This window comes from Modestobacter excelsi, assembly GCF_005930495.1.
Lineage (GTDB): Bacteria > Actinomycetota > Actinomycetes > Mycobacteriales > Geodermatophilaceae > Modestobacter > Modestobacter excelsi.
Window position 1 is genome coordinate 1 of sequence record NZ_SJEX01000039.1, and the last position, 23,326, is coordinate 23,326.

General features: G+C 70.4%; 17 protein-coding genes. 4 read left to right on the forward strand and 13 right to left on the reverse strand.

Annotated features, from left to right (window positions below):
- The 3 genes from FHL80_RS13760 to FHL80_RS13770 form a co-directional block, all read right to left on the reverse strand.
- Nucleotides 1-531: methyltransferase domain-containing protein (locus FHL80_RS13760; RefSeq protein WP_138733969.1), on the reverse strand; the 531-nt coding region annotated here is incomplete at its 3' end.
- 59 nt (nt 532-590) lie between these two features.
- Nucleotides 591-2,009 carry a glycosyltransferase family 2 protein gene (locus tag FHL80_RS13765; protein ID WP_216870707.1) on the reverse strand — a complete coding sequence of 473 codons (1,419 nt, stop codon included), beginning with the start codon at nt 2,007-2,009 and terminating at the stop codon, nt 591-593.
- Nucleotides 2,006-3,268: a glycosyltransferase gene (locus FHL80_RS13770; protein WP_138733971.1), complete on the reverse strand. Its 1,263-nt coding sequence runs from the start codon at nt 3,266-3,268 to the stop codon at nt 2,006-2,008. The genes FHL80_RS13765 and FHL80_RS13770 overlap by 4 nt, the downstream gene beginning before the upstream one ends.
- Nucleotides 3,269-3,285: 17 nt before the next feature.
- On the opposite strand from FHL80_RS13770, the gene FHL80_RS13775 reads away from it, so the two are divergent.
- Together FHL80_RS13775 and FHL80_RS13780 are read left to right on the forward strand one after the other, a co-directional pair.
- Complete coding sequence (locus FHL80_RS13775; RefSeq protein ID WP_138733972.1) at nt 3,286-5,514, forward strand: glycosyltransferase; 2,229 nt, start codon at nt 3,286-3,288, stop codon at nt 5,512-5,514.
- Nucleotides 5,515-5,622: 108 nt separating this feature from the next.
- Nucleotides 5,623-6,531, forward strand: a complete 909-nt coding sequence (locus tag FHL80_RS13780; RefSeq protein ID WP_138733973.1) for a glycosyltransferase family 2 protein — start codon at nt 5,623-5,625, stop codon at nt 6,529-6,531.
- Between the two features lie 35 nt (nt 6,532-6,566).
- Here the strand turns inward: FHL80_RS13780 and FHL80_RS13785 are convergent, their stop codons facing one another.
- From FHL80_RS13785 to FHL80_RS13815, 7 genes are all read right to left on the reverse strand, one after another.
- The gene (locus FHL80_RS13785) at nt 6,567-7,958 is read right to left on the reverse strand and encodes a lipopolysaccharide biosynthesis protein (protein ID WP_138733974.1); all 1,392 of its coding nucleotides are present in this window, start codon (nt 7,956-7,958) and stop codon (nt 6,567-6,569) included.
- Between the two features lie 49 nt (nt 7,959-8,007).
- Entirely contained in the window at nt 8,008-9,063 is a 1,056-nt protein-coding gene (locus tag FHL80_RS13790; RefSeq protein WP_342777332.1) for a glycosyltransferase family 4 protein, read from the reverse strand.
- Nucleotides 9,064-9,100: 37 nt separating this feature from the next.
- On the reverse strand, nt 9,101-10,573 hold the full coding sequence (locus FHL80_RS13795) for an NAD(P)/FAD-dependent oxidoreductase (RefSeq protein ID WP_246078669.1): 1,473 nt from the start codon (nt 10,571-10,573) through the stop codon (nt 9,101-9,103).
- 39 nt (nt 10,574-10,612) lie between these two features.
- On the reverse strand, nt 10,613-11,845 hold the full coding sequence (locus FHL80_RS13800; RefSeq protein WP_216870709.1) for an acyltransferase family protein: 1,233 nt from the start codon (nt 11,843-11,845) through the stop codon (nt 10,613-10,615).
- Between the two features lie 135 nt (nt 11,846-11,980).
- A complete protein-coding gene (locus FHL80_RS13805) occupies nt 11,981-12,973 on the reverse strand; it encodes a glycosyltransferase family 2 protein (RefSeq protein WP_138733977.1) in 993 nt (330 codons plus the stop codon).
- Complete coding sequence (locus tag FHL80_RS13810; RefSeq protein ID WP_216870710.1) at nt 12,970-14,382, reverse strand: hypothetical protein; 1,413 nt, start codon at nt 14,380-14,382, stop codon at nt 12,970-12,972. Before FHL80_RS13810 ends, FHL80_RS13805 begins: the two co-directional genes overlap by 4 nt.
- Before the next feature lie 58 nt (nt 14,383-14,440).
- Nucleotides 14,441-15,415, reverse strand: coding sequence for a glycosyltransferase family 2 protein (locus tag FHL80_RS13815; protein WP_246078670.1), 975 nt, complete (start codon nt 15,413-15,415; stop codon nt 14,441-14,443).
- A gap of 374 nt (nt 15,416-15,789) precedes the next feature.
- On the opposite strand from FHL80_RS13815, the gene FHL80_RS13820 reads away from it, so the two are divergent.
- Nucleotides 15,790-17,091: a glycosyltransferase family 2 protein gene (locus FHL80_RS13820; protein ID WP_216870711.1), complete on the forward strand. Its 1,302-nt coding sequence runs from the start codon at nt 15,790-15,792 to the stop codon at nt 17,089-17,091.
- Between the two features lie 193 nt (nt 17,092-17,284).
- On the opposite strand, the gene FHL80_RS13825 is transcribed toward FHL80_RS13820, so the two are convergent.
- The 3 genes from FHL80_RS13825 to FHL80_RS13835 all read right to left on the reverse strand — a co-directional run bounded on the left by FHL80_RS13825 (nt 17,285) and on the right by FHL80_RS13835 (nt 20,946).
- Nucleotides 17,285-18,457, reverse strand: coding sequence for an ABC transporter ATP-binding protein (locus tag FHL80_RS13825; RefSeq protein WP_138733979.1), 1,173 nt, complete (start codon nt 18,455-18,457; stop codon nt 17,285-17,287).
- Between the two features lies 1 nt (nt 18,458).
- Complete coding sequence (locus FHL80_RS13830) at nt 18,459-19,328, reverse strand: ABC transporter permease (RefSeq protein ID WP_138733980.1); 870 nt, start codon at nt 19,326-19,328, stop codon at nt 18,459-18,461.
- A 250-nt stretch (nt 19,329-19,578) separates the two neighbouring features.
- Entirely contained in the window at nt 19,579-20,946 is a 1,368-nt protein-coding gene (locus tag FHL80_RS13835; RefSeq protein WP_138733981.1) for a Wzz/FepE/Etk N-terminal domain-containing protein, read from the reverse strand.
- A 278-nt stretch (nt 20,947-21,224) separates the two neighbouring features.
- Here FHL80_RS13835 and FHL80_RS13840 point away from each other — a divergent pair, with 278 nt between their 5' ends.
- On the forward strand, nt 21,225-23,294 hold the full coding sequence (locus FHL80_RS13840; RefSeq protein ID WP_138733982.1) for a glycoside hydrolase family 16 protein: 2,070 nt from the start codon (nt 21,225-21,227) through the stop codon (nt 23,292-23,294).
- Nucleotides 23,295-23,326: the final 32 nt, after the last annotated feature.

The following is a 23,326-nucleotide window of genomic DNA, read 5'->3' on the forward strand; positions in this document are numbered from 1 at the left end:
CAGCTCCTCCAGGCCACGGGGGGTCCACCGCCACCGGTCCCAGTCACCGGCGAGCCGGCTCATCGCCGGAACGGTGACCAACGCGGCGGCGCCCGGACGCAGCGCCCGCAGGACCGTGCGCAACCCCGCAACCGGGTCCGGCACGAGCTGCAGCGTCTGGGTCACGATCGCGGCGTCGAAGGTCTCCGCCGGCAGCGTCGCCGGGTCGCACAGGTCACCGACGATGGTGGCGGCCGAGTTGTCCGGGTCGACGTCGAGGACGTCGACCCGCTCGGCGCCCAGGTCGGAGGCGTACAGGTCCTCCTTGACCTCCAGCGTCCGCCCGTGCACGAGGTCGCGATGGCTGTCCAGGAACCGCTGGATGTAGTAGCGGTCGACAGCCGTGCCCCGGTCGAAACCCCACTCGGACAGCGGGTCGACCCGCCGCGTGCTGGCCCATCGCACCCGGAAGCCCGCCCTCCGAGCACCTGCCGAGCGCCTCTCCACCGCGCGGACGACACGGACGGGGAGCTGGCTGAAGGCGAAGTCCACGGCGTGAGGCTATGCGCCGCCACCTCACCAGCTGCGCTGCTCCCGCAGCTACCGGGACGTCAGTCCGCCGGGACGAACGCCCGCAGGACCACAGGGAATGGGCCACCTGGCGCGTCGCGGCTGACCGCGTCCCACCCGAAGACGTCCCGCAGCCCCTCGGCGAGGGCCGGCACCTCGCCTCGCAGGACGACGAGCAGGACGCCGGCGGGACGCAGCGCCCGCCGGAGGTGACGCAGACCCAGGTCGCCCGCTCCGGGCGTCGCCGGGTCCTGCAACAGGACAATGCAGTCATACGCGTCGCTGTCCACGTCGGCCAGCGGATGAGCTGGTCCGACGGCGGCCTGCGGCCCCGGCCACGGTCGACATTGCACTGACGTCGCAGCGGTCGACCCGATCACCTCGGCGGGGTCCCCCAGGACCAGGACGTCACCGCGCACGTGCGCGCCGTGCCGGTGCAGGACCCGGGCCACCTCCTTGGGCCCGACCTCCGGGTCCGCCGTTCGACCCCGGCGCAGCGCGCTAAGGGCCCGGCGAGCCCCACGGCGGGCACCCGCCGGCACCGCCGCGCGGAGGAGGCCACCGAGCCGGGACCGCTGCGGCGGGGACGATGCCTCGCTCGCGCCCGCGAGCGCACAGTCGAGCAGCTCGAGGAGCTGGCTGTCGCCTGTCTCTCCCTGTTCCTCGAGCTGCTGCCGTGTCCAGGTGAGGAAGCGCCGGTATGCCCTCACCTCCTCGTCGCCGAGGCGGACGCTGATCGATCGATCGTGCATGCGATACCACGCGCTCGCGGTGCCGCTCATGACCGCGTCACCCCGCAGCTGGAGCCACGCGTTGACGACCTGGTCCTCGAAGAGTCCGGGGAACGCCTCGAGGTGTGGGACGACGCCGAGGATGGTCTCCCGCCGCGCCACCAGCGAGCAGGTCGACGTCGCGAGGGCGCCGTTGCGCAGCACAGCGGCGAGCAGTTGCTTCCCCTGCACCACCGCGCCCGGAGCGAAGGCCAGGTCGGACAGGACGTCGGTGGCCGCGGGATCACGCCAGCTGCGCCACACCCAGTCGCGACCGCACACCAGGTCGGCCTCCGGGTGCGTCGCCAACAGCGCGACCTGGTCGGCGAGATGGTGCGGCTCCCACGCGTCGTCGGCGTCGAGGAAGGCCACCAGGTCGCCGCTCGCCTGGCTGATCCCCAGAGCTCGGCTCGGGCCCGTACCCCGGTTCCGCCGGCCCTCGTGGGCCAGCACGCGCACCCGCGGGTCGGAGGCCGCCAGCTCTCCGGCGATCCGGTCACTGCCATCCGTGCCGCCGTCGTCCACCAGGAGCAGCTCGACAGCCTGCCAGCTCTGGCCGAGCACGCTCCCAGCAGCCTGCCGGAGGTAGGCAGCAGCGTCGAGGAACGGCATGATCACCGAGACGACCGGGCTCGCGCCCATCTGCGTCACAGTGGTGAGATGCTCGCCGCCCACCGGCGGTGTCGTCATGTCCGACCTCCCCGAGGTCCCCGTCCCTCCGGGTCGGCACGTCCGACAGCGGCTCGCACGATTCCGTCGACGGTCGGAGCGATGACGGTCCATCGGTACTGCCGCTGCCACAACTCCCGGGCGTGCGAGCTGAGCACCGCGCCGCGGTCCGCGTCGTCGAGCAGGCGCAGGCAGCTGTCCGCCAGCGCTCGCGGGTCGTCCGCCAGGAGCACGTGGCGCCCGTCCTCCACGTCGAGACCCTCGCAACCGACCCGGGTGCTGACCACGGGGACGCCGTGAGCGAACGCCTCCAGCACCTTGATGCGGGTGCCGCCTCCGAAGCGGAGAGGGACCACGACCAGGTCCGCGCCCGCCAGCTCGGCGGTCACGTCGGGGACCTCGCCGGCGAGTTCGACACCTCGTCCGCTGACTGCTGCGACGAGGTCGGCTCCGTGGTGGCCGACCACGCGGAACCGCACGTCCGGCCGGTGCACCCGGATCAGCGGGAGGACATCCTGGGCGAAGAACGCAACGGCGTCCCGGTTCGGCTCGTAGGTCAGCAGACCGACGAACAGCAGCACCGGACCCCCGGTGACCGACCGCGGCGGAGGCGCCGGAGCTCCGCCCGGCCGGTCGGGCAGTTCATATCCGTTCGAGAGGACCGCCACCCGGGGCCCGGCCAGCCGCCCTCGGTCCAGCTCACTGCACACCACGGTCACCCGTGCTGCCCCTGCCACCCGCTCTTCGACCCGCTCCCACAGACGCTCGTCGAGCAGGTCGGCGGCAGCGCTGGCCAGGTGCCGCGGCAGGCTGCGGGGCGAGGAACGCCTGCCCCGGCCCAGCCGCCGGAGATGGGCCATTGAGGACTCGAGGTTGTCCAGGTCCACCACGTGCGGCGCGGGCAACCGGTCTCGCAGGGCGAGGTAGGTGGGGCTGTGGGCGAACCACACCAAGTCGTACTCGTCCTCCGCCCACCGCTGCACCGCCTCGCGGGCCGGCGCCCAGTCCTGGCCGACGAGACGTCGTGGGCGCGCGGAGAGCAGCCAGCGCAGCGCCCGGGACACCGACGAGCGCGCGGCATAGCCGGCGGTCACCACTTCCGTCCGGCCGAGCCGGACGTCGGACGGCGGGTTCGGTGGGTCCGCCAACGGCTCGTCGCGCACGACCAGGAGGTCGACCGTGCCGAGTCCGGCCAGCGTGCGCACGACCCAGTGCAGTCGCTGCCGATAACCTGACCGGGCCGGCCACGGGTAGTCGTCGGCCACCACCAGGAACTTCACGAGAGGACCGGTGTTCGGTGGAGCAGCCGCGCCGCGTCCGGCTCCTGGTCTTCTGCGGTGCGGTGGCGTGGGGCGGCGCCGAGGTGGCGCTCGGCCACCTGCTGGCCGGGCTGCCGGACCACTACGAGGTCCGGCTGCTCGGTGTCGACGACATCGTGCTGCAGCAGCTCGCGGCGCGACGACCGGGCACGCCCCGCACCGTGCTCCCCCGCGTGCAGGGCTGGCGCGACCTGGGTGCGATGAGGACGCACCGGCGGGCCATGGCGGAGGCCGGCGCCGACCTCCTGCACATCAACCTCCCGGTGCCCTACGCGGACCCCTACACGGTGCTCGCGGCCTCGACACTCTGGCACATCCCCGTCGTGGCGGTGGAACACCTGCCGATGCCGAGCCCAGGCCCGCGCATCGATCGGATCGTGCGATTCACCGCACGCCGGCTGCGCGCCGTCGTGGGCGTCAGCGAGGGGGCGGCGCAGCGACTGGAGGAGGTCCTCGGCCTGCCCTCCGGCGCGGCCCGGGTCGTGCGGAACGGGGTCCCACGACCTGGTCCAAGTCAGCCGGTGGCAACACCCCCGGGTCGGCTGGTGGTAGGGGGTGTGGGCCGGCTGGACGTCCAGAAGGGCTTCGACGTGCTCGTGCGGGCCGTCGCCGCGCTGCCTGACGTCCACCTCGTCCTGGTGGGGGACGGTCCCGAACGGCAGGCCCTCGACGAGCTCGTCGCCGACCTCGGCGTCCGGGACCGGGTGATGATGACCGGCTGGTCCGCCGAGGTGTCCGCCCTCATGGGGTCCTTCGACGTGCTCGCCGTCCCCAGCCGGTGGGAGGGCCTGCCCTTGGTCGTCCTGGAGGCGATGCTCGCCGGCGTACCCGTTGTCGCGACGCCGGTAGGCGGGATTCCCGACGCGGTGCGACATGAACGGACCGGACTGCTCGTCCCGGTGGACGACCCCGCAGCGCTCACCACGGCGCTGGAGAGGCTGTCAGCCGACCCGGCACACCGGGGGCGACTGGCCACCGAGGCCGCGGCCGAGGCCCGGAGGTGCTTCACGGTCGAGGCCATGGTGCAGTCCTACATGGCCCTCCATGACGAACTCCTGAGCCGGGGTCCCCGGAGGCTCACGCACCGGGCCCGCACGTCCGAGCGGCGGGGACGCGGTGATGGAACCGCCGCGTCCCCGCCGGACGTGGACGTGGCGGCGGTCCCGGTGGGGGGCCCGTGGCCCGTCCTGGCCCCTCCGGCCGCGGCTCCCGTGCAGGCTGCCCTCGAGCCACCCAGCTTCTCAATCGTGATCGCGGCCTACCAGGCCGAGGCCACGGTCGCCGCCGCCATCGAGTCGGTCCTCGACCAGACGCGTCCGCCCCTGGAGGTCGTGGTGTGCGACGACGGTTCCACCGACGGCACCGCGGACGTGCTGGCCGGCTTCGGGGAGCGCATCCGGGTGGTGCGCCGGCCCAACGGCGGTGAGTCGGCCGCGAAGAACACCGCCGTGGCAGCTGCCCGCGGCGACTACGTGGTCGTACTGGACGCCGACGACGTCTTCCATCCGCGCCGGCTCGAGGCCCTGGCCTGGCTCGCCCAGCAGCGGCCGGACCTGGACGTCCTCACCACGGATGCGGTCGTGGAGGCCGATGGCGTCCCCGTTCGCCAGGCCTACCACGCAGACTGGCACTTCCCCGTCGACGGACAGCGAGCTGCGATCCTCGACGGCAACTTCATCCTGGGCATGTGCGCGGTGCCCCGGGAGCGATGGCTCGGGGTCGGCGGCTTCGACGAGTCGCTCGCCGTCACCGCGGACTGGGAGTTCTGGCAGCGCCTGGTGTTGAGCGGCTCCCAGGCGGGGTTGGTGGACGTGCCGCTCGCCCGCTACCGCTTGACGCAGGGGACGCTCAGCTCGGATCCCACACGTATGACCGAGGCCCGGTTACGTGTGCTCGACCGCGCCGCTGCCCGAGAGGACCTCGACCATCACGAGCGCGATGTGGTGACCCGCGCGCGCGAACGCGAGCGCCGCGAGTTGCAGTGGCGACGGCTCGAGCGCTCCCTCAGCGGCGAGGGCGATGAAGCGCTGCGCAGCTCCGCCTGGGCAGTGCTGGTCGGTCGGGCGCACCGGCCACGGAGCCGCGCGCTGGCGCTGCTCGCCCTGGCGACGCCCGGCCTGGCGCGACGACGACGGAGGTGGCGAGTCGGGGACACCGTGGAGATCGGCTCGGACGTCCGGGTACCTCGGCCCTTCGCCGCCGGATGACGGCCGCACGGGAGCGGTTCCTGTCAGCGCTGGGTGGCCGGTTACCCTCGTCCCCTGGCACTGGCCCGTCGACCTGCGGCGCCTTCCCTGGTGCGACGGAGGACCCGAGTGACTGGACCGTCTGACGACGCGAGCTCTCCGCGTATCGCGGTCGTCCTCGCCTCGGCCAACCGCCCCGAGTTGCTCGGTGCTGTCGTCGCCGACCTACAGCGGCAGACCCGGCGGGACTTCCGCCTCGTCGTCTCGGTGCCCGACCGCGACAGCCTCCCGGCGGAACCGCTGCCGGGGGGTGCCGTCGTCGTGCACGACCGGGGCCTGGCCGCTCAGCGGAACGCCGGCCTCGCCGCCGCGCCCGACGCCACCCACGTCTTCTGCTTCGACGACGACGCCGTGGTGCGATCGGACTACCTCGACCGAGCGGTGGCGTTCTTCGATGCCCACCCGGACGTCGTCGCCCTGACCGGCCGCGTGCTGCTCGACGGGGCGACCGGGGACGAGGTCCCTCGCTCGGTGGCCGACGACGCGCTGGCCGCGTCCATCTCCGAACCCCCGACCGGCGACTGGCAGCCCAGCCGTGAACTCTACGGCTGCAACTTCGCGTTCCGCCCCGACGCCGTCGACGGGGAGCGCTTCGACCCCCGGCTCCCCCTGTACTCCTGGCTCGAGGACCACGACTTCGCGCGACGGGCGATGCGCCACGGGACCCTGGCCTGGGTTCACGACTGCGTGATCGTGCACCGCGGGGTGAAATCCGGTGGCCGGATGGCCCATGAGCGCCTCGGCTACTCACAGGTGATGAACCCCGCCTACCTGCACCACGTCGGCAGCTTTCCGCTGTGGCTCACGGCCTACGAGACGCTCCCCCGCATCGGCAAGAACGCGCTGCGCGCCGTCCGGGGCGGCGAGGCCGACTGGCGGCGGGAACGGTTGCGGGGCAATCTCCGCGCTGCCGCCGACGTCGCACGTCGCCGGTTCACCCCCGAACGGGTCCTGGAAATCCCGGTCGCCGGCTCCTGAGCCCACGGTCCCGGCGGGACGGTCGCCGGACCGTGCTAGTCGGGATTCCGGTCGCTGTCGCGGGTCAGCCGGGCGCGCAGAGCGACCAGCGCCTTGTCGAGCACGCCGAGGCCCTCCCGCCAGACGAGCGCGACGTCCCCCGGCCCCGGTACGACGAAGCGGTGAGCAGGAACGCCCAATACTCGGGACGCTGTGAGCACGAGGAACAGGGACTGGAGAGCGCTCGCTGCGATGCCGGTCAGGCAGGCACCGAGGATCCCGTACCGGGGCACCAGCACCAGGAACACCGAGATGTTCACCACCAGGCTGAGGCCGAAACCGACACTGCGCAGCCCCGGTCGACCGAAGGACGCCAGACCGGCGCCGGCCATCGGGCCGGGGATGTAGAAGACCACCGACACGAGCAGGAGCTGGGTGGGCAGGACGGCGTCGGCAAAGCTCGCCCCGAAGAGCGGGACGATCCACCATGGTGCGCTGACACCGAGCGCGAGGCAGCCCACCAACCCCAGCAGCGTGGTCACGCGGGTGGCCGTCGCCACCTGGTCTGCGTTGCTGGTCTTGCTGTTCACCCCGTGCAGCGCCCCGGCAACAGCTCGCGAGAAGATGATCGGCAGGTCCATCACGGTGGAGGCCACGCTGTAGAGACCGAGATCGCGGACGCTCGCCAGCGGGGTCATGAGGATCTGGTGGATGGTCGCGGCGAGCATGCTGGCCACCGAGCCGAACCAGGTCCTCCCGCCGTAGGACATGAGCGGCAGCAGGACCCTGCCCGTGTCCTCACTGACGGGCCGCGCGGCCGAGCTGCGCGCCTTCCGCAGCAGAGGCCAGTAGGCGAAACCGGCCACAGCGGGCGCCAGGAAGGTGACGAGGACACCGATCAACACGGTCAGGTCTCCGGTGAGCCACAGCCCCACGAACACCAACACCCTCAGGGCCGTGTTGATGATGCTCTCCAGAGCGACGGCTCCCCACATCTGGTGCCCCATGGCCGCGCCCCGGAGCGCGCCGACGACCAGCATCGGGATGGAGAGAGCCATAGCGATGAGCATGAGACGGCCCAGCGCAGCGTTGCCGTCGGACAGGAAGGGCAGAAGGGCCCACGCGACGACGAAGCACAGCACACCCATCGCCACCGACAGCAGGGCCGACCACATCAGCGCACGCAGGATGGTCCACGGTCGCTTCGCGGCCAGGTAGGTCAGAGCATCAGGGAGCCCGAGCGTGGCCACGGAACCGGCCAGGACCGCCGGCACGATGGCCGCCGCCAGCTCACCGCGTCCGGTCGCGCCGAGGGCCCGGGCGAGCACGGGCTGGGTCAGCAGACCGGCGACCGGTATCAGGAAGCTGGACGCGCTCGTGAGCACGACCGCCCTGCGGAGACTGGCGCCCGGCGCGGAGTCGACGGGCACTCCAGTTGCGTCAGCCACGGGGGGAGCCTAGGTGCAGGTCAGTCAGCGCCTCGGACCGGCGGCCAGGTCACCCGACCACCGACTGGTACACCCGGTCGTAGTCCTCGGCCATCCGCCGCACCGAGAAGTAGTCCGCGTTCTCCCGTGCTCGCGCACGCCAGCGTGCCAGCTCGTCGCGGTCGGTCATGAGCCGACGCAGCACGTCGGCCATGGCCTCCGGGGCCGACACCGGGACGAGTTGACCCGCCCGCCCCTGCTCCAGGACCTCGGGGACACCGCCGACGGCCGTCGCCACGACGGCACAGCCGGCTGCTCGCGCTTCCGCGAGGCTGAGGCCGAAGGGTTCGTCCAAGGAGGCGGAAGCGAAGACGTCCGCCTGCTCGAGGAGCCGCCACGGCGTCAGGCTCGGTCCGGTGAAGTGGACGGAGGCCGAGAGACCCAGGTCCCTGGCCAGTCCTTCCAGCCGGTCACGGTCGGGTCCCGACCCGATGATGTTCAGCTGCCAAGCCGGCGCAGCTGGCTGTGCCTTGCTGAAGGCCGTGATGATGTCGCCGACGGCCTTGCGCCCGTGGAGACCACACAGGCTCACGACGCAAGGCCCGGCCAGGGAGCCGATGCTCAGATCATCGGGCAGTGCCTCGCGCGGTGACGCAACTGCCCCGTTGAGCACACAGACGACCTTGCGAGCGGGGAATCCCCGACCAATCAGACGCTGCCGCTCTGCCTCGCTGACGGCCACGACGACCGTGCCCAGCCGCATGAGCCAGGAGTGGCTGTCGAAGGAGTTGTGCATGGTCGTCACCAGAGGAGCCCGGACCACCTTACTCACCGGATGAGCGAGGACCGCCGAGGACATCATGTGTGCGTGGACGACCTCGGGCCGCGCTGCCCGAGCGACGCCCAGGAGCGCTCGCTCGCTGCGGAGCACGTCCAGCAGGGTGCTGGCCTCCGGCACGGTCGCGATGGTGACGCCGTGGGCACGGAGGAGATCGTCATAGGACCCGTGCGCATGGGCGAAGGTAACCTCGTGCCCGGCGTCTGCCTGGGCGCACGCGAGGTCGACGGCCACGTGCACGTGGCCGTTGCTGCGCCAAGAGTGCTTGATGACGTGCATGATCTTCATCGCAGCCAGGCACCCGCTCCCGGGCACGCCGACGAGGTCACGAGCTCGTGGGGCGGAGCGCCCGTTCGGCCTCGACCGTGGAGGCGCGAGCAGTCGGCTGGTACTGGAACCCACCCTGCCGGCCGAGGGACTCCAGCCCGAACTCCCGCAGGGCTTGGATGGAGTCTCGCGCTCGCTCCCCGCTGCCGCGGGTGTAGATCGGGTAGGCGTTGTCGAGGACGTGACTCCCTTCGAGGACCAGATCCCCGAGGAGGAGCTCGTTCGCTGCGCAGTGTGCCCGGAAGTCCGCCTCCGCTGTGGGCACCGAGTTGCCCACCCGCTCACCGATGACCTCGACAGTGAAGAACTCCCGTCCATCCGACGGGCCGTAGAGGTCGGAGTAGACGGTAATGCGCTTCCACGCACCTTCGCGGGAGAAGTTGTAGAGGATCGAGGTGTCAAAGCCCCGGTCGCCGGAGAAGCTGAAGAAGAGGCTGACGAGCGTCACGGTCGGGAGCGGTTCACCTGGCGCGTCCAGTGCGCACAGCTCGAGAGCCCGGTCGAGCGGGATCGTGGACACGAGCCTCGGAGCGGCAACCGGGCCGGCGCCTGTCGACACCGTGAACTGGTCGCCGGTCCTGTAGACCCCGGTCAGCCGAGTGCCGAGGGAGAACTCGACACCTCGCTCGGTCAAGCTCTGCACGGCCGGCTCGTAGAGGTGGCCGTAGCCCTCCCGAGCCCGAGCCAGCTGTCGATTGTGGCTCGGGGGCTCCGGGTCGCCCGTGACCGACCGCAGCAACCGGCGGACGAGGTTCCGGACACTGGACTGCTCCTCGAGCCACCCCAAGCGGCTCCTGGCGAACTCCAGGTCGATCTGCTCCGGCGGAAGGCCACACAGCCGCTGCATGTAGTAGCCGAGGCCCGACCGGTCGATGAAGCGGGCGCCGAGCAGGTGCTCCGCAAAGTCCCGCACGTTGTGCTGGTGTCGCTTGCTGACTCGTCCGGCCACGGCGGAGCCCGCCATGCGCAGGAGCTCGACGGGGCCCGCTCCGAGGACGTCGTCTCGGATCGAGAACGGGTAGTGCGTGACCACGCCCTGGGGGCTCAGCCTCGACCAACTCGGCTCGATCGGCACGTAGCGAGGCAGGATCTCGGGGAAGTGCGCGAGCAGCGGCGAGTCGTCCTGGAAGATCAGGCTGCCGATGTCGAAGGTGTAGCCGCCGATCGCCCGGTCGATGTGGTTGCCACCCACGTGGTCGTACTCGTCTAGGACGACGACTCGCGAGTTGCCCTGTTCCAGCAGGATGGACGCGGAGACCAATCCGCTCATGCCGGCACCGAGGACGATCGCGTCGGCGGTGGGCAACTCGTCGCTCCGAGCGTCCGCCACCGCACCGCCTCTCGTCCTCCGGACGGCACGCTCGTCGCGCGCTCCGGTGCGCATCATGTCACCCGCCCGAGACTGCTCGGCCGGATGAACGAACGACCTGTAGCCGATCGGCCCAAGCCACGGATGGGGATCCGGGCTCAATCTGAGCCTCCTTGAGCTGCGGGAAGGGTGCACGGGCATTCACGACGACCGAGTCACCCGCACGCGTTCGCGCAACCTGGTGAAAGGACGTTCGACGCCGTAGTACGTGGTTGTCGCGACCGCCGTCGTCACGCAGACCAGGACGAGCCACCACCCGATCGCCCCGGCCCACGTCTGCTGCGCGGTGCCCAGGTCGTGGGATGCCATGACGTTGAGGATCGGCACGTGCCACAGGTAGACGCTGTAAGAGATCAATCCTGCATTGCGGAGAAGCCTGGACTCCAAGACGCGGGCGGTCCAACTCGGTTGCCCGGACTGTGACGGGACGGTGGCGAGGGCAATGAGTGCGGCACTCACCAGGCCGAAGGCTAGCGCCGCCGGCACGACGGCCACCGACACAAGCGCGCAGACGGCGACCACCCACAGCAACGGCCTGATCCGGCCGACGTCCCAGGTGATCCGGCCCGCCGACAGGCCTGCCACCAGGACCGCAGCGAACATGCCGAAGGCGAAGAGGTGCGCCATGCTCAGCAGACTGCGGTCCAGCACGCCTGCCCAGGTAGGACCCCAGCTCATGGCGTACTGCTGCTCTGCGGAACCCGAGCGCAACAGTATGCCGAGGGTCTGAGCTAGACCACCGACCACGAACATCAGTGCGGGAGCCACCAGCGCGGCGGCAACCGGGGACCGGACGCTGCGGGCCACCCGGTATCCCAGGAGTCCGAGCAACGGCAGGATCGCGTAGAAGCAGAGTTCCGTGGTCAGGGACCATGAGACACCGAGGCCAGTGCCCATCGTGCCCGGCACGAGAGCCTGGACGAGCGACAGGTTGGCGATGATCTGCAGCGGCTCAGTCATTGAACCTATGTCGCCGAGGTAGCCCAGTTCGGGACTCGAGACGTAGGTTGCGCAAAGCACGTAGCTGGCGACGAGGAGCACCACCAGATAGGCGGGAAAGATGCGCACAACGCGGTTGAAGTAGAACTGCCGCGCCGAGGGTGCGGACCGCCCACTCATAAGCCTGCTGACGAACGGCAGGTAGAGCAGGAACCCCGACAGCGCGAAGAAGAGGGTGAGCCCCTGCTCGAGATCGGACAGAACTGATCGTCCGGTCGACGAGGGCTCAACGCCCGGCGACAGGTGCTGCCAGAAGTGACCGGAGAGCACCGAGAACGCCGCTATCCCCCGCAGTCCATCAAGTCCGGGGAGGTGTTTGCGCCGGGATTCGCGACTCGTCCGCGCCTCGTCGACAGACGCCCCCCGGCTCGACACCGGAGGAGCATAACCGGAATCGCGACTGATCAGCCGCGGCATGGGTGGGTCGGGGCCCGACCGCCTGTGGAGACCTCCCGGCATATCGCGCCTGGTTAGGTCTGCGTCGGTCACGCCATACGAGGCGGTGCTAAGTCAGAGGGTCGACCCGACCCTGGCGATGAGACCGCAACGTGTCAGGTCAGACGGCTGTCGGTATTCACGGGTCTCCTCGCCGACCATGGTGACCTCCCGAACCGCGTCGTAGGCGCGGTACTCCGTCGTGTGCTGCGCGCGATGCGTCTCGTCGACCATGAGCGCGGACGAGGAGGGCGTGAACTTGAAGTGGAGCAGGGCCGTCTCCGCCGTCCTGAGGCCGCCGTTGACACAGCGCGGCCAGATGAGGTGGGCGGCTCGCAGATATGCATACCGCCGCCTCCACAGAACCAGCGGCGTCTTGTTGAGCGCTGGCCCTTCCCACCGATCCGGGAAGAAGAGGCGCCCCCGCACACCGCCTTTGACCCACGTGGTTGCGGAGGGCCAGTGATGGTGACGCTCGTAGCCCGTCCCGTCGAAGAGGTTGCACACCTCCAGCGGGTCTTGACCGTCGTTGACGACGTTCTCGATCGCCGTCTTGCCGCTGTACATGTCCACCATGAGGGCCTGCAGCGACTGCCGACCGGAGTCCTCGAGCCATGAGCAGACGGCTGGGAGGTCGGGGAGGTCGGAGTCGAAGACCAAGAACTCGTCCGCGTCGACATGGACGACCCACTTGCCGCTGCAGTGACGGGACAGGACCGTGTTGAGCCAGTCGATACCGTAGCGGGCCGAAGCGAAACTTCCTTGGGCCCGGTAGATGGACACGTCCTCGCAACGCCCCAGGAGCTCGGTCAGGCCATCGGTCGACTCATTGTCGATGACGATGAAGTGCTCGACGCCCAGGCCTCGGTAGTGCCGGAGCAGAGCAGGTAGCCGATGGGCTTCGTTCTTGACCATCACAGCGGTGACCAGGTGAGCCCCCTCCAGACCGGAGCGGATGACCACTGGGCGCAGCTGTCGTGCCTTGAGGACCCGCCGCACATGGGCCTTAAGCGGCTCGATGACCGCGAAGGCGGCGCGCTCCCTGATCTGCGCAGAAGTGACGATCACCAGTTGACTCCGGACGTCGGGGGCTCCGACGGGGGTCGCCGACGGCTCAGCGGCCCAGCGCCGGCCACGACCGGTTGCCGGGACGCCCGTGATGGCTTGTCGCTCGCCGCCGCATGCGCGAGTACGCCGAGCGAGAGCCACAGGACGCCACTGCTGTCCGAGAGGTCCGGCCCGGACACCACCTTGCAGATCAGGATCGCAACCAGGGCCCATGCCGCCGGTCGCGCCGTGCGGACGTCCCAGCTCCGGCGTATCAGGGTGACGACGATCATGGCGAAGAGGACGGCCCCGAACACCCCCACGGTGCTGAGGAGTGACGCGAGGAACGACGAGGCCCGATTGGACCCCAGGCCCGCGCCCAAGCCGAAGGTGTCGAGCAGGATGTCGTACCCCCGTGAGTCCGCGGACGATCGATCGGTGTAGGACGAGGAGGCCACCTTGTCGGCGACCTGCTGACCGATGGCGTTCGCCAGGGACGGCAGCACCCACAGCAGGGCGACCACAGAGACGCAGAGGGCCGCGATCCCCGACTGGCTGATCGAGCCACCGCCGACGACGAAGGTCGTTATTGCGACTGCGATGGCCATGCCGAGCAACGCGAGCCCCGCCACGACGAAGGTCGTGGAAGTGGAGATGGAGCCGAGGAAGAGCGCCATCCCGCCGACCACGAACAGCCCGAGCCGTCGAAGGCCGTCGACCGAGTTCACCCTGGAGGCGCAGTAGGCAAGCGTGACCAGACAGGACGTGGCGAGCCCCGCAGGCTCGGAGAGGATTCCCCGTACTCGTGGTGCACCACCGGGGAGCGTCTCGATGATGGTGAAGGCGGGCGAGTTGTCGAAGAACCGCTCCGGGAACGGCACGCCGGCCGAGGTGTGGGTCCACGCCCAGAAGGACAGCAGCGTCGTTAGACAACATGCCGTGCCCACCAGTCCCGGGCCCGTCCCAGGCGAGCGAGCCAGGAAGGCGACGACCGCGAGGCTGAGCACCAGGTAGGTGATCTGCGCGAGGTTCGAGCGCGTGACCACGCCAGCGGCGAGAGCTCCCACACTGCCGTCCCCGCTGAGCACTTCCAGCCCGTCGAACAGCAGCGGAGCGACCAGCGTGACGAGGACTGAGAGGACCGTCAACAGCACCATGGAGCGACTGGCGGGCACGGGGACCGTCTCACCGGCCGTCGTGTCCCGAGAGGACTGGAGCAGCCGCAGGACCAAGCCGATGAGTGCACCGATGGCCACGGCGTAGAAGGTCGGGACCGCTACGCCACCGAAGACGAAGGCGGCACCCACCGGTGTCGCGCCGCCCAGGGCAAGGGCACGACCGTAACCGCGCCGGTTCAGCAGGCCGTAGACGATGACCGCCATCGTGACGAGGGTCAGGCTGGTGATGCCGACCTCCTCGCCATGGCGCACGTAGCCGGTTCCTGGGCCTCGGGGCTCCAAAGCCGAGCCGGACGTCTGGCGCCCGGCGTCACGACCGTCGCCATCGTAAGGCCAGCAACGGTCGGACCAGGCCCCGAGGCACCGTCAGGACGGCCAGGCACCAACTCATGATCAGCAAGCGCGTCCGCCACGACTCGGGCCCGGGGTGGGCCGGGGACCTCAGCGCGTCGACGACCAAGAGCCGGCGTCTTCCGTCACGGGCCAGCACCGCCCGGTCGGGCGAGAGCCGGGCGGTCGCAGCCCGCAACTGCAGTAGCTCGCGGCTCCGGTACAGCGGGCGCTCGTCGATTCGGTCCTCGGGGATCCCAACCGAGCGCTGGGCAAAACGCCACCTCGCCCGTGCAGCGGCCACCTCGCGCTCGAACCGCGAGTCGTCCGCGAGCAGGTCGCTGTCGTTGGCGTCGTGCTGCCGATAGCCCACCACCACGTCGGGCAGGGTGACCACCTCGCCATGGAGTGGCGCCGCAGCCAGGCAGCCTGAGTCCGCGGCCCGGCCCAGGGACGCATCGAGCGGGAATATCCGCTCCAAGAACCAGCGGGCGTAGGCGTTTCCCGATCCGGGCGGTGTCGGCTGAGCCGATGTGCGGACCATCCATCGGCGCACGTCTTCGGACGTGGGCACGCTCCGCCAGTCCGGGAAGAGCCTCCCGAAGGGCACACCAGCCTCGTCGATGCGCTGCATGCGCAGCTGCACCTTGCTGACCGACGGCGTCCACACCGCGGCCAGCCGTTCGGCGAGTTCCGGGGGGAGCAGGTCGTCGGCGTCGAGGAAGACGACCACGTCGCCCGACGTCGCAGCAAAGCCACGGTTTGCGGCCTCTCGCTGCCCGCTGTTCTCCGTGAGGATCAGGTTCACCCGATCGGCGTACTTCTGGAGCACCTGCACGGAGTCGTCCGTCGACCCGTCGTCGACCACGACGATCTCGACGTCCTCCCACCTGAGAGCAAGAGCGCTCTCCACAGCAGCGCCGACGAAACGTGCGTAGTTGTAGTTGGTGATCACGACACTGAGGCGCCTCACCGGCACTTCGCCAGGGCAGCTCGACCGCCTTGCACCAGGTCCCCTCCTTTCCCAGCAGAGCATCGGCACAGGGCCTCAGACGCCCCGTCGCCCGCAGCCTAGGTGCACGAGCTGCATGAACAGGAAGCAGTCGCGCGGTCGGCAGCTGACTCGGGGATCCCACCGGTCGCGTCGTTGGCGCTCACGGCTGCGCCGACGGAGGATCATGGCCGATTCACGAGGCGCCCGTCTCGGATCGAAGTGACTGAGCGGCTGCTGCAGTGGAGTTGACGATGTTGAGGAGAGCCTGGCGCCTCGGCCAGCGGATGTGCCGACCAGGCAGCTCCGAGCTCTACGCGTGCCTGGTGGTCGCTGACGTGGACCTCGGCACCGGAACTGCCCGAGCTGTTCCGGCTGTTACGTCTTTCGAATGCGCGCCCGAGGGCGTCCACGCGCTCATCTGGTTGCACGGGGTGCCCGTCGCCGAGCTGACGCTGCCGGGTGACCCGGCGGAACTCCTGCCGCAGCTCCCCGAACTGGCCCGACGCAGCAGCGAAGCCGCCGTGCGGGAGCACCAGGTGCAGCACACCGTGGAGGAGACAGCGGTCTCGTGCGCCCAACGGTCCCCCTGCGAGTCGGAGAAAGCATGGCGTGCTCGGGCTGACGGCTCGCTGCTCACCGTGGCCGTGTGTACGCGCGACCGTCCGGAGGACCTGGCGCGGTGCCTTGAAGCCCTGGCCTTGCTCACTCTGGACGTCGAGGTCCTGGTAATCGACAACGATCCCGAGGGCGACTGGACGCGAACCGTGGTCGGACACCACCCGCGGGCCAGATACGTGCTCGAGCCTCGCCGGGGCACGGCATGGGCGCGGAACCGTGCCCTCCTGGAAGCGCGGACTCCTCTGGTCGCCTTCGTGGACGACGACGTACAGGTACAACCTCGCTGGGCCGAGGCTCTCATCATGGCCTTCGACGCAAACCCGGACGCCGACGCCGTCACCGGTCTCGTCTCGCCCACGGAGCTCGCCACCCGTGCACAGGTGGTGTTCGAGGCGGCCGGCGGCTTCGGTCGCGGCTATCGGCAGCGGCGCCTGCAGCCGTCCTCGGCGGACCCACGGGAGGCGGCCCGAGCGGTCTACCACATCGGCGCCATGGGCACCGGAGCGAACATGGCCTTCCATCGGGAGCGGCTGATCGCCATCGGCGGCTTCGACCCGGCGCTCGGTCCCGGCACTCCTACCCGAGGGGGCGAGGACCAGGAGGCGCTGTCGCGGTTGCTCGCCACGGGCGGTTTGATCGTGTACGAGCCGGCGGCGGCTGTCCGCCATCGCCACCGACGCACCATGGACGAACTGCGCGACCAACGCCGCGCCGACGGCGCAGGTAGCGCGAGCCTTCTCATCGGGGCAAGCCGGAAGCTCGGGGCAGCTCACCACCGCCAGTGGTCGTTCCTCGCAATTCGGTGGTTTCTCAAGAGCGCGGCCTGGACGGTGGCGGCCAGTGTGCTCCGACCCTCCGCACGGCCGATGTCGCTCGTCCGCTCGAACCTCAGCGGATGGATCCAGGCGCTCGCGCGTGACCCGTACCGGCGCGCCGTCGAGCAGATCCTGCGACAGGCAGACGGGCACCCGGATGAGCCTCTCCTGGCACCCCTGCCTCTGGCCCTTAAGCGCCGCTGAGCAGCACGGCCGCGCGACCCGGCCTCACCGCCGGCGATGCCTCATTCGCTGTGTCGCAAGCCATGAACCGTCAACTCGGGGAGGCACGCCTCCGGCAGGTCACCGCGACGGCGATCTTCACCGAGAACGGCACGGTGCTGGTCTTCCGGCTGACCGCGAGTGTGGAGCCTCCACGGAGAGCGGAGGCAGTCCCTCATGCCCAGGGATTGACCTGGAAGTCCAGGTCCAGGACGACTGCCCTATTGCGTTGAGCGGGGTCGTACCCGTGCAGGGTGAAGCTCCCTGCGGTCGGTTCGAAGTGGACGTCTTCATGAGCCGTGCCGAGCCAGACACCGACCGTGTACTCGCCAGGCGCAAGAACGGCTGGCACATCCGCCGTCACTTCGTGCCGACCGACCGGGAACCGGTGTTGATGGCGGTCGCTGAGCGCCTCGTCGATCACCCGGACCCCGTCTCGATTGGTGATGACGATCCCGAGGTCCAACCCCATCCGCTCCTCCTTGACCTCGAAGCGGACCAGCACGCGAAAGGGCTCGTCGCGGACGAGAGGCCGATCGGACCCGTCAGCAGCGACGACGCGGACGTCCATCAGTCTCCCGGCCGCAGCCCCGCTGCCCAGCACGGTGCCCTGCTCCGTGGCGAACCCTGATGTCAGATAGTTCCGCACGACCGAAGTCGTCTGGCCCTCCTCATGGACCCGCCCGGCTTCCAACCAGATGGCGCGCGAACACAACCGCGAGAGCGCCACGAGGTCGTGACTGACGAACAGCACCGTGCGCCCCTCGGCCTCGGCTGTCGCCATCCGACTCATGCACTTGCGTTGGAACTCGGCGTCGCCGACGGCGAGGACCTCGTCGACCACCAGCACGTCGGGCTCGAGGTGGGCCGCGACGGCGAAGGCCAGGCGCAAGTACATGCCGCTCGAGTAGCGCTTGACCGGGGTCTCGAGGAAGCGCTCGATGCCTGCGAAGTCGACGATCTCGTCGAAGCGCCGCGCGGTGTCCGCCCGGCTCATCCCGAGCACGGCGGCGTTGAGGTAGACGTTCTCTCGGCCGGTCAACTCGGGATGGAAGCCGGTACCGACCTCGAGGAGGGCAGCCACGCGCCCCCGGGTCCGGGTCTCACCACTGGTCGGCGTGGTGATCCGCATGAGGATCTTCAAGAGCGTGCTCTTGCCTGCGCCGTTGCGCCCGACGATGCCAACGGCCTCCCCGTCCCCGACCGTGAAGCTCACGTCACGCAGGGACCAAAAGTCCTGGCGCTCGTCGCGCTGCCGACGTATGGCGGTCCCGATGGTCTCGCGCAAGTTCCGTTGTTCACCCAGGACGTAGCGTTTGCTGACCCGGTCGACCTGCACCCGGTCCACGTCAGATCACGTCCGCGAAGGCCCGCGACGCCCGTAGGAAGTAGCGAACCCCGGCCGCGAGCATCAGCACGGCCACCGCTGTCGAGACGGCAAGGACGGTTCCGGGCCACGGCCCTCCGATGAGGACGAAACGACCGAACTCGAGCACGCCGACCATGGGGTTCAGCGCGTATGCGTATCGGGCCACTCCGTGCACGGATGCAGCTGAGTAGGCGACCGGGCTCGCGAAGAGGAGCGCCTGGAGTGCTGTGGGCACCAGCTGCCGTGCGTCCCGGAAGCGGACGTTCACGGCAGCGAGGAAGCAGGTGGGACCGAGCGCTGTCAGGGCCAGGAGGAGGACCCACACGGGGAGCAGGAGCAGTGCCACCGAGGGCACCGCGCCGAAGATGGCACAGACGATCGCCAAGAGGCCGAGCCCCACGAGCAGGTCAACGAACGGCGGCAGGAGCGACGCGACCGGTGCGGTCAACCGTGGGATGTACACCTTGGTGACGAGGGAGGAGTTGGCGACCAACGCCTCGCTCCCTCGCGAGACACACTGGGACACGTAGGTCCAGCCGAGCAGCCCGGCGAGCGCGAAGGGAACGTAGGGGACTCCCCGTGTGTCCACGTCGGCCAACCGGTCGAAGACGAGGGTGAATACCGCCACCGTCACCAGAGGCTGAACCACTACCCACGCTGCGCCTAGAACCGCCTGCTTGTACCGCACCCGCAGGTCACGAAGCGCGAAGAACCCCATGACCTCGCGCGCGCGCCACAGCTCGCCCCAGTCGGTCAACCGCCCTGTCGGCGAGTTGACGGTCCACCCCGGACCGCGATCACTGGACACGCTGGCGCACGTTACGCAGTGCAGGCGCTCGGCGAGCGTCATCCGGGTTGGAACCACTCTTGCCCGAGCCGGGGGGCACCGATCCGACTCGGCCTCGAGCCTGCTGCGCCCTGCACGCGCGTATCCGAGGAGATGCCGCAGGACGACATGGCTTTAGGCCGGCCAACTGGATTCTGTGCATGGCGACTTCCCCTACCATCTCGAGGAACAGCATCGGGTCGCAGTGGGTGACGGGCCACCGAGCACCGCTGCGAGCCGCCGGACAGTGTCGGGTGGGCAGTCCGCGATCGGGTCAGATCGAGGCGACGGACTCGCGCTCCCCCACCGGGACTTGTCGGTCGAGCCGGCCACCGCCCAGGTCCAGGTCGCGGACGTGGTCGACGGCCACGCTGACCGACGTCACTCGGACCCCGGCGAGCAGCTCGAGCGCGAAGGCGAACTCAGAGCGCTTCGTGGCGCCGGATTCCACCACCAGCAGCGCGCTACCGGCCAACGCTGCGGCCACGGCCGACTCCGACCGCTCCACCAGCGGCGGGCAGGCCAGGATGACGTGGTTGAACCGGGCCTGGAGCGTGTCCAGCATGCCGCGCATGGCCTGGGTGCTCAGCCGCTGAGCTGACGAGCTGTCCACGCGCCCGGCCGGCACCTCGTGCACGCGATCACCGATGGCCAGGGTCACCACGTCGTCGATTTCTGCGCTGCCGCTGAGGACGTCGGCGACTCCGGGCCGCGGCGTTGCATCGATCGCCTCCCCGCGCCGTCTCCGCTGGCCATCTGCCGGCCGCAGGTCGAGGTCCACGACCACGACGAAGGAGCCGATCTCCCCGAAGGCAGCGGCGAGCTGGCGCGCCACGGCCTGGGCGTCCGACGCCGCCGTGACGCCAGCGACGGCGATCGTGCCCCCGACGTGCGACCCGAACTGCAGGTTGGCACGGAGCTGGCGGAAGGCCTCGAGCCGAGCATCGGTGGCCGACATGTGTCGGGAGCGCTTCTTGGGCCCGCTCGGCATGGAGGTGAGGGTGGCCAGCCCCGCCCCTCGTGGCAGGTCGGCGCTCGACCGGATCCGCGTCGAGAGAGCGTCGGCGACAACGACGACCGCGAGCCCGAGGACCAGGCCGACCGCGGTCCCGATGAAGAGGTTGTTCCGCGGTCGGGGAGCCGTCGGGTCCGCCGGCGTGTCCGCGGGCTGGACGACGGTGAGCCGCACCGCAGGGGTCGGGCCCGGCGCGTCCAGCCCCGGAGCTGCGGCCGCTAGTGCCATCGCCACCGCGTTCGCACGCGCGGCCACCACGGCCGGGTCACTGCCACTGGCCGTGATGTCGACCAGCGACGTCTCCGCACGGCCCGTCGATGAGATGGACCCACGCAGCGAAGCGACGTCCTCCATTCCGCCCAGGGCTGCCGCCGCCCGGTCCAGCACAGTCGTCGTCGTCGCCAGGTTGGCGTAGGTCGCCACCCGCTGGGTGGCGAAGGAGCTGCTGGACTGCAGGTCCGCCGGGGTCCCGTTGCTGGTGACGGAGACGTAGACGGTCGCGGTGGCGTAGTACGTGGGCGACGTCGTCTGGGTCAGCACCACCGCGGCGAGTGCACCGATCCCCGTCAGCAGGACGATCACCCACCAGCCCCGCCGCAGGACCCGCACATAGTCGGCCAGACTCACGCAAGTTCCTTCTGCCGGGAGGGACGCTGGCACGGCACGGTGCCCGTCGAACGGTCACGGGGCCTCACACGTCCGGCGAACGGTAACAGAGGCCTGACGGCGTTCCTGCTGGCGAGGGGCCGTGTTGAGCTGTGGGTCGACGGCATGGCACGTGGCGGAGGCCCGGTCACCAGCTCCGGACCGCGTGTAACGTCGAGGGAGCTGATCGTCACCGTCGATCGCCCACCCGCTCACCTCACCGCACCCAGCAGCTGCGTGCGAGTTCCAGGGGGGTTCCGATGTCCCGCAGGTGGCTCACAGCTGCCCTGACCGGGGCGCTGGTCGCGGTGCTGGCGGTCGCCGGGTTCCTGTACTTCCACCGGTCGCCCGGCCTCACCGTCTCCGCGTCCTCGACGCGCCCGGGGCTGGACGCCAACGCCCTGATCGACGGGGACAGCACGCGTGCCGGGGACGCCGGCCACGACGTGGTCTGGGAGAGCGACGGGGAGACCATCGGAGCCTGGGTGGCACTGACCTGGCCGGAGTCGACCGAGGTCGACCACGTCGACGTCCGGGCGGCCGGGGATGCGCGCACGGCCTTCACCTCCGCCACCCTAGAGTTCGATGGCGGCGCCTCGGTCCTCCTCACCACCGGCGCCGACGGCGTGGCCGCCGCCGACTTCCCCGAGCGCCAGGTCTCCAGCGCCCGGCTGGTGATCGCCACCGTGCCGGCGGACACGACCTCGGTCGCCCTGTCCTCCATCTCCGTCGACGACTCCGGGGCGGCCGTCGCGACCAGCCCCCAGGACGCCGGTCCCACGACGGCCGTCACCTCGAGCGACGGGCAGTCCGCGGGCGCCCTGGTCGACGGGGACGTGGCGCATGGCAGGGCCGGCGACGCTTGGACGGCCGCCGCCGATGACGAGGCGCCCTGGGCGCAGGTGGCCTGGGACACCCCGCGGCAGCTGGCGGCCGTGCAGGTGTTCGGCCCTGCGGAGGCGACGTCCACGCCGCTGTCGGGCGTGCTGCGCTTCGACGACGGGAGCGCCGTTCAGGTGTCGGGGATCGACGGTGGCCCCGGCACCACCGTCGCGTTCGCCCCCCGCACCACGTCGAGCGTGCGCCTGGAACTGGTCGCTCAGGACTCCACGGCTGTCTCGCTGCGCGAGTTCGCCGTCTATGACACCGGGACCACGCCGCCGCGCTGGCCCCGTACGGACGGCGCGACCACCGGCTACACCGCGACCCCGCCGGACGCCGCCGGCTGCACCACCACGTCGCCCCCGGTCGGGCAGGCGTCCGGAGACCAGTTGGCCCTGGTCTGCCCTGCACCGGGTTCGGCGGTGTCCGGCACGGCGACCGTCGTGATCGCCGGGCCCGCCGACACGGCGCTGACGGTCACTGCCTGGGTCGATCCACCGGGTAGCGCGCCCGGCGCCGAGCAACAGGTGGCCGACGGGACGACGGACCCCACAGGCCGCGCGACGCTGACCGTCGACCTGACCGCGCTGGCGGCCGGCCCGACAGCACTGCGGGTCACCAGGACGGACCCGGGTGACGACGACGTGCCGCTCTACGTGCAACTGGTCAACCGGTCGGGGGTGCAGCTGGGCACCGGCGGGCACGCTCCGCGGGGGATGACCCTGCAGTACGACGAGGAGTTCACCGACCCGCTGTCCATCAGCCAGGACGGTGCAGGTGCTGAATACGCCGCCACCAAGCCGTCCTACGAGGAGGGCGGCAGCTTCGGGGAGGCGACCTTCGCCGACCCGGCCGATGGCCGGGGCACCCTCGCCACCGTCGACTCCGAGTACCTGCGCATCCGCGCGCAGGGCACGGACCCGTCGGGGCAGGACCACGAGAGCGGGATCCTCTCGTCGGTCCGCGTGGGTGGCAGCGGGTTCGCGGCGCAGTACGGCTACTTCGAGGCGCGGATGCTCGGTGCACCTGGCACCGGCTCGTGGCCCGCGTTCTGGATGCTCGACACCGAGAACGCCACACCTCGAGGGAAGACGGCGAACGAGGTGGATGCGGTCGAGCTGTACGGGCACAACACGATCGGCAGCTGTCACACCACGCACAACTGGGGGTACGGCAGCGATGACGGGGGGGTCGCCAGGTGCCTCCAGGACAACAATTTCGCTGACTGGGCGCTGAGCTGGCACACCTACGGGGTCCGGCTCGTCCCCGGTGGGGCCGTGTTCTCCATCGACGGGCTGGAGGTCGCCCGCTCGGCGGGGCTCCGTCAGGCCGCGGACGCGTACTACTTCATGGTCGACCTCGCGCTCGGCGGCGGCTGGCCGGTCGACCTCTCTGCGACGGGCGAGGTCACCGACCTCTACGTCGATTGGGTGCACGTCTACACCTGACCGGCCTGACGGCGCGGCTGAACGCCGACCCA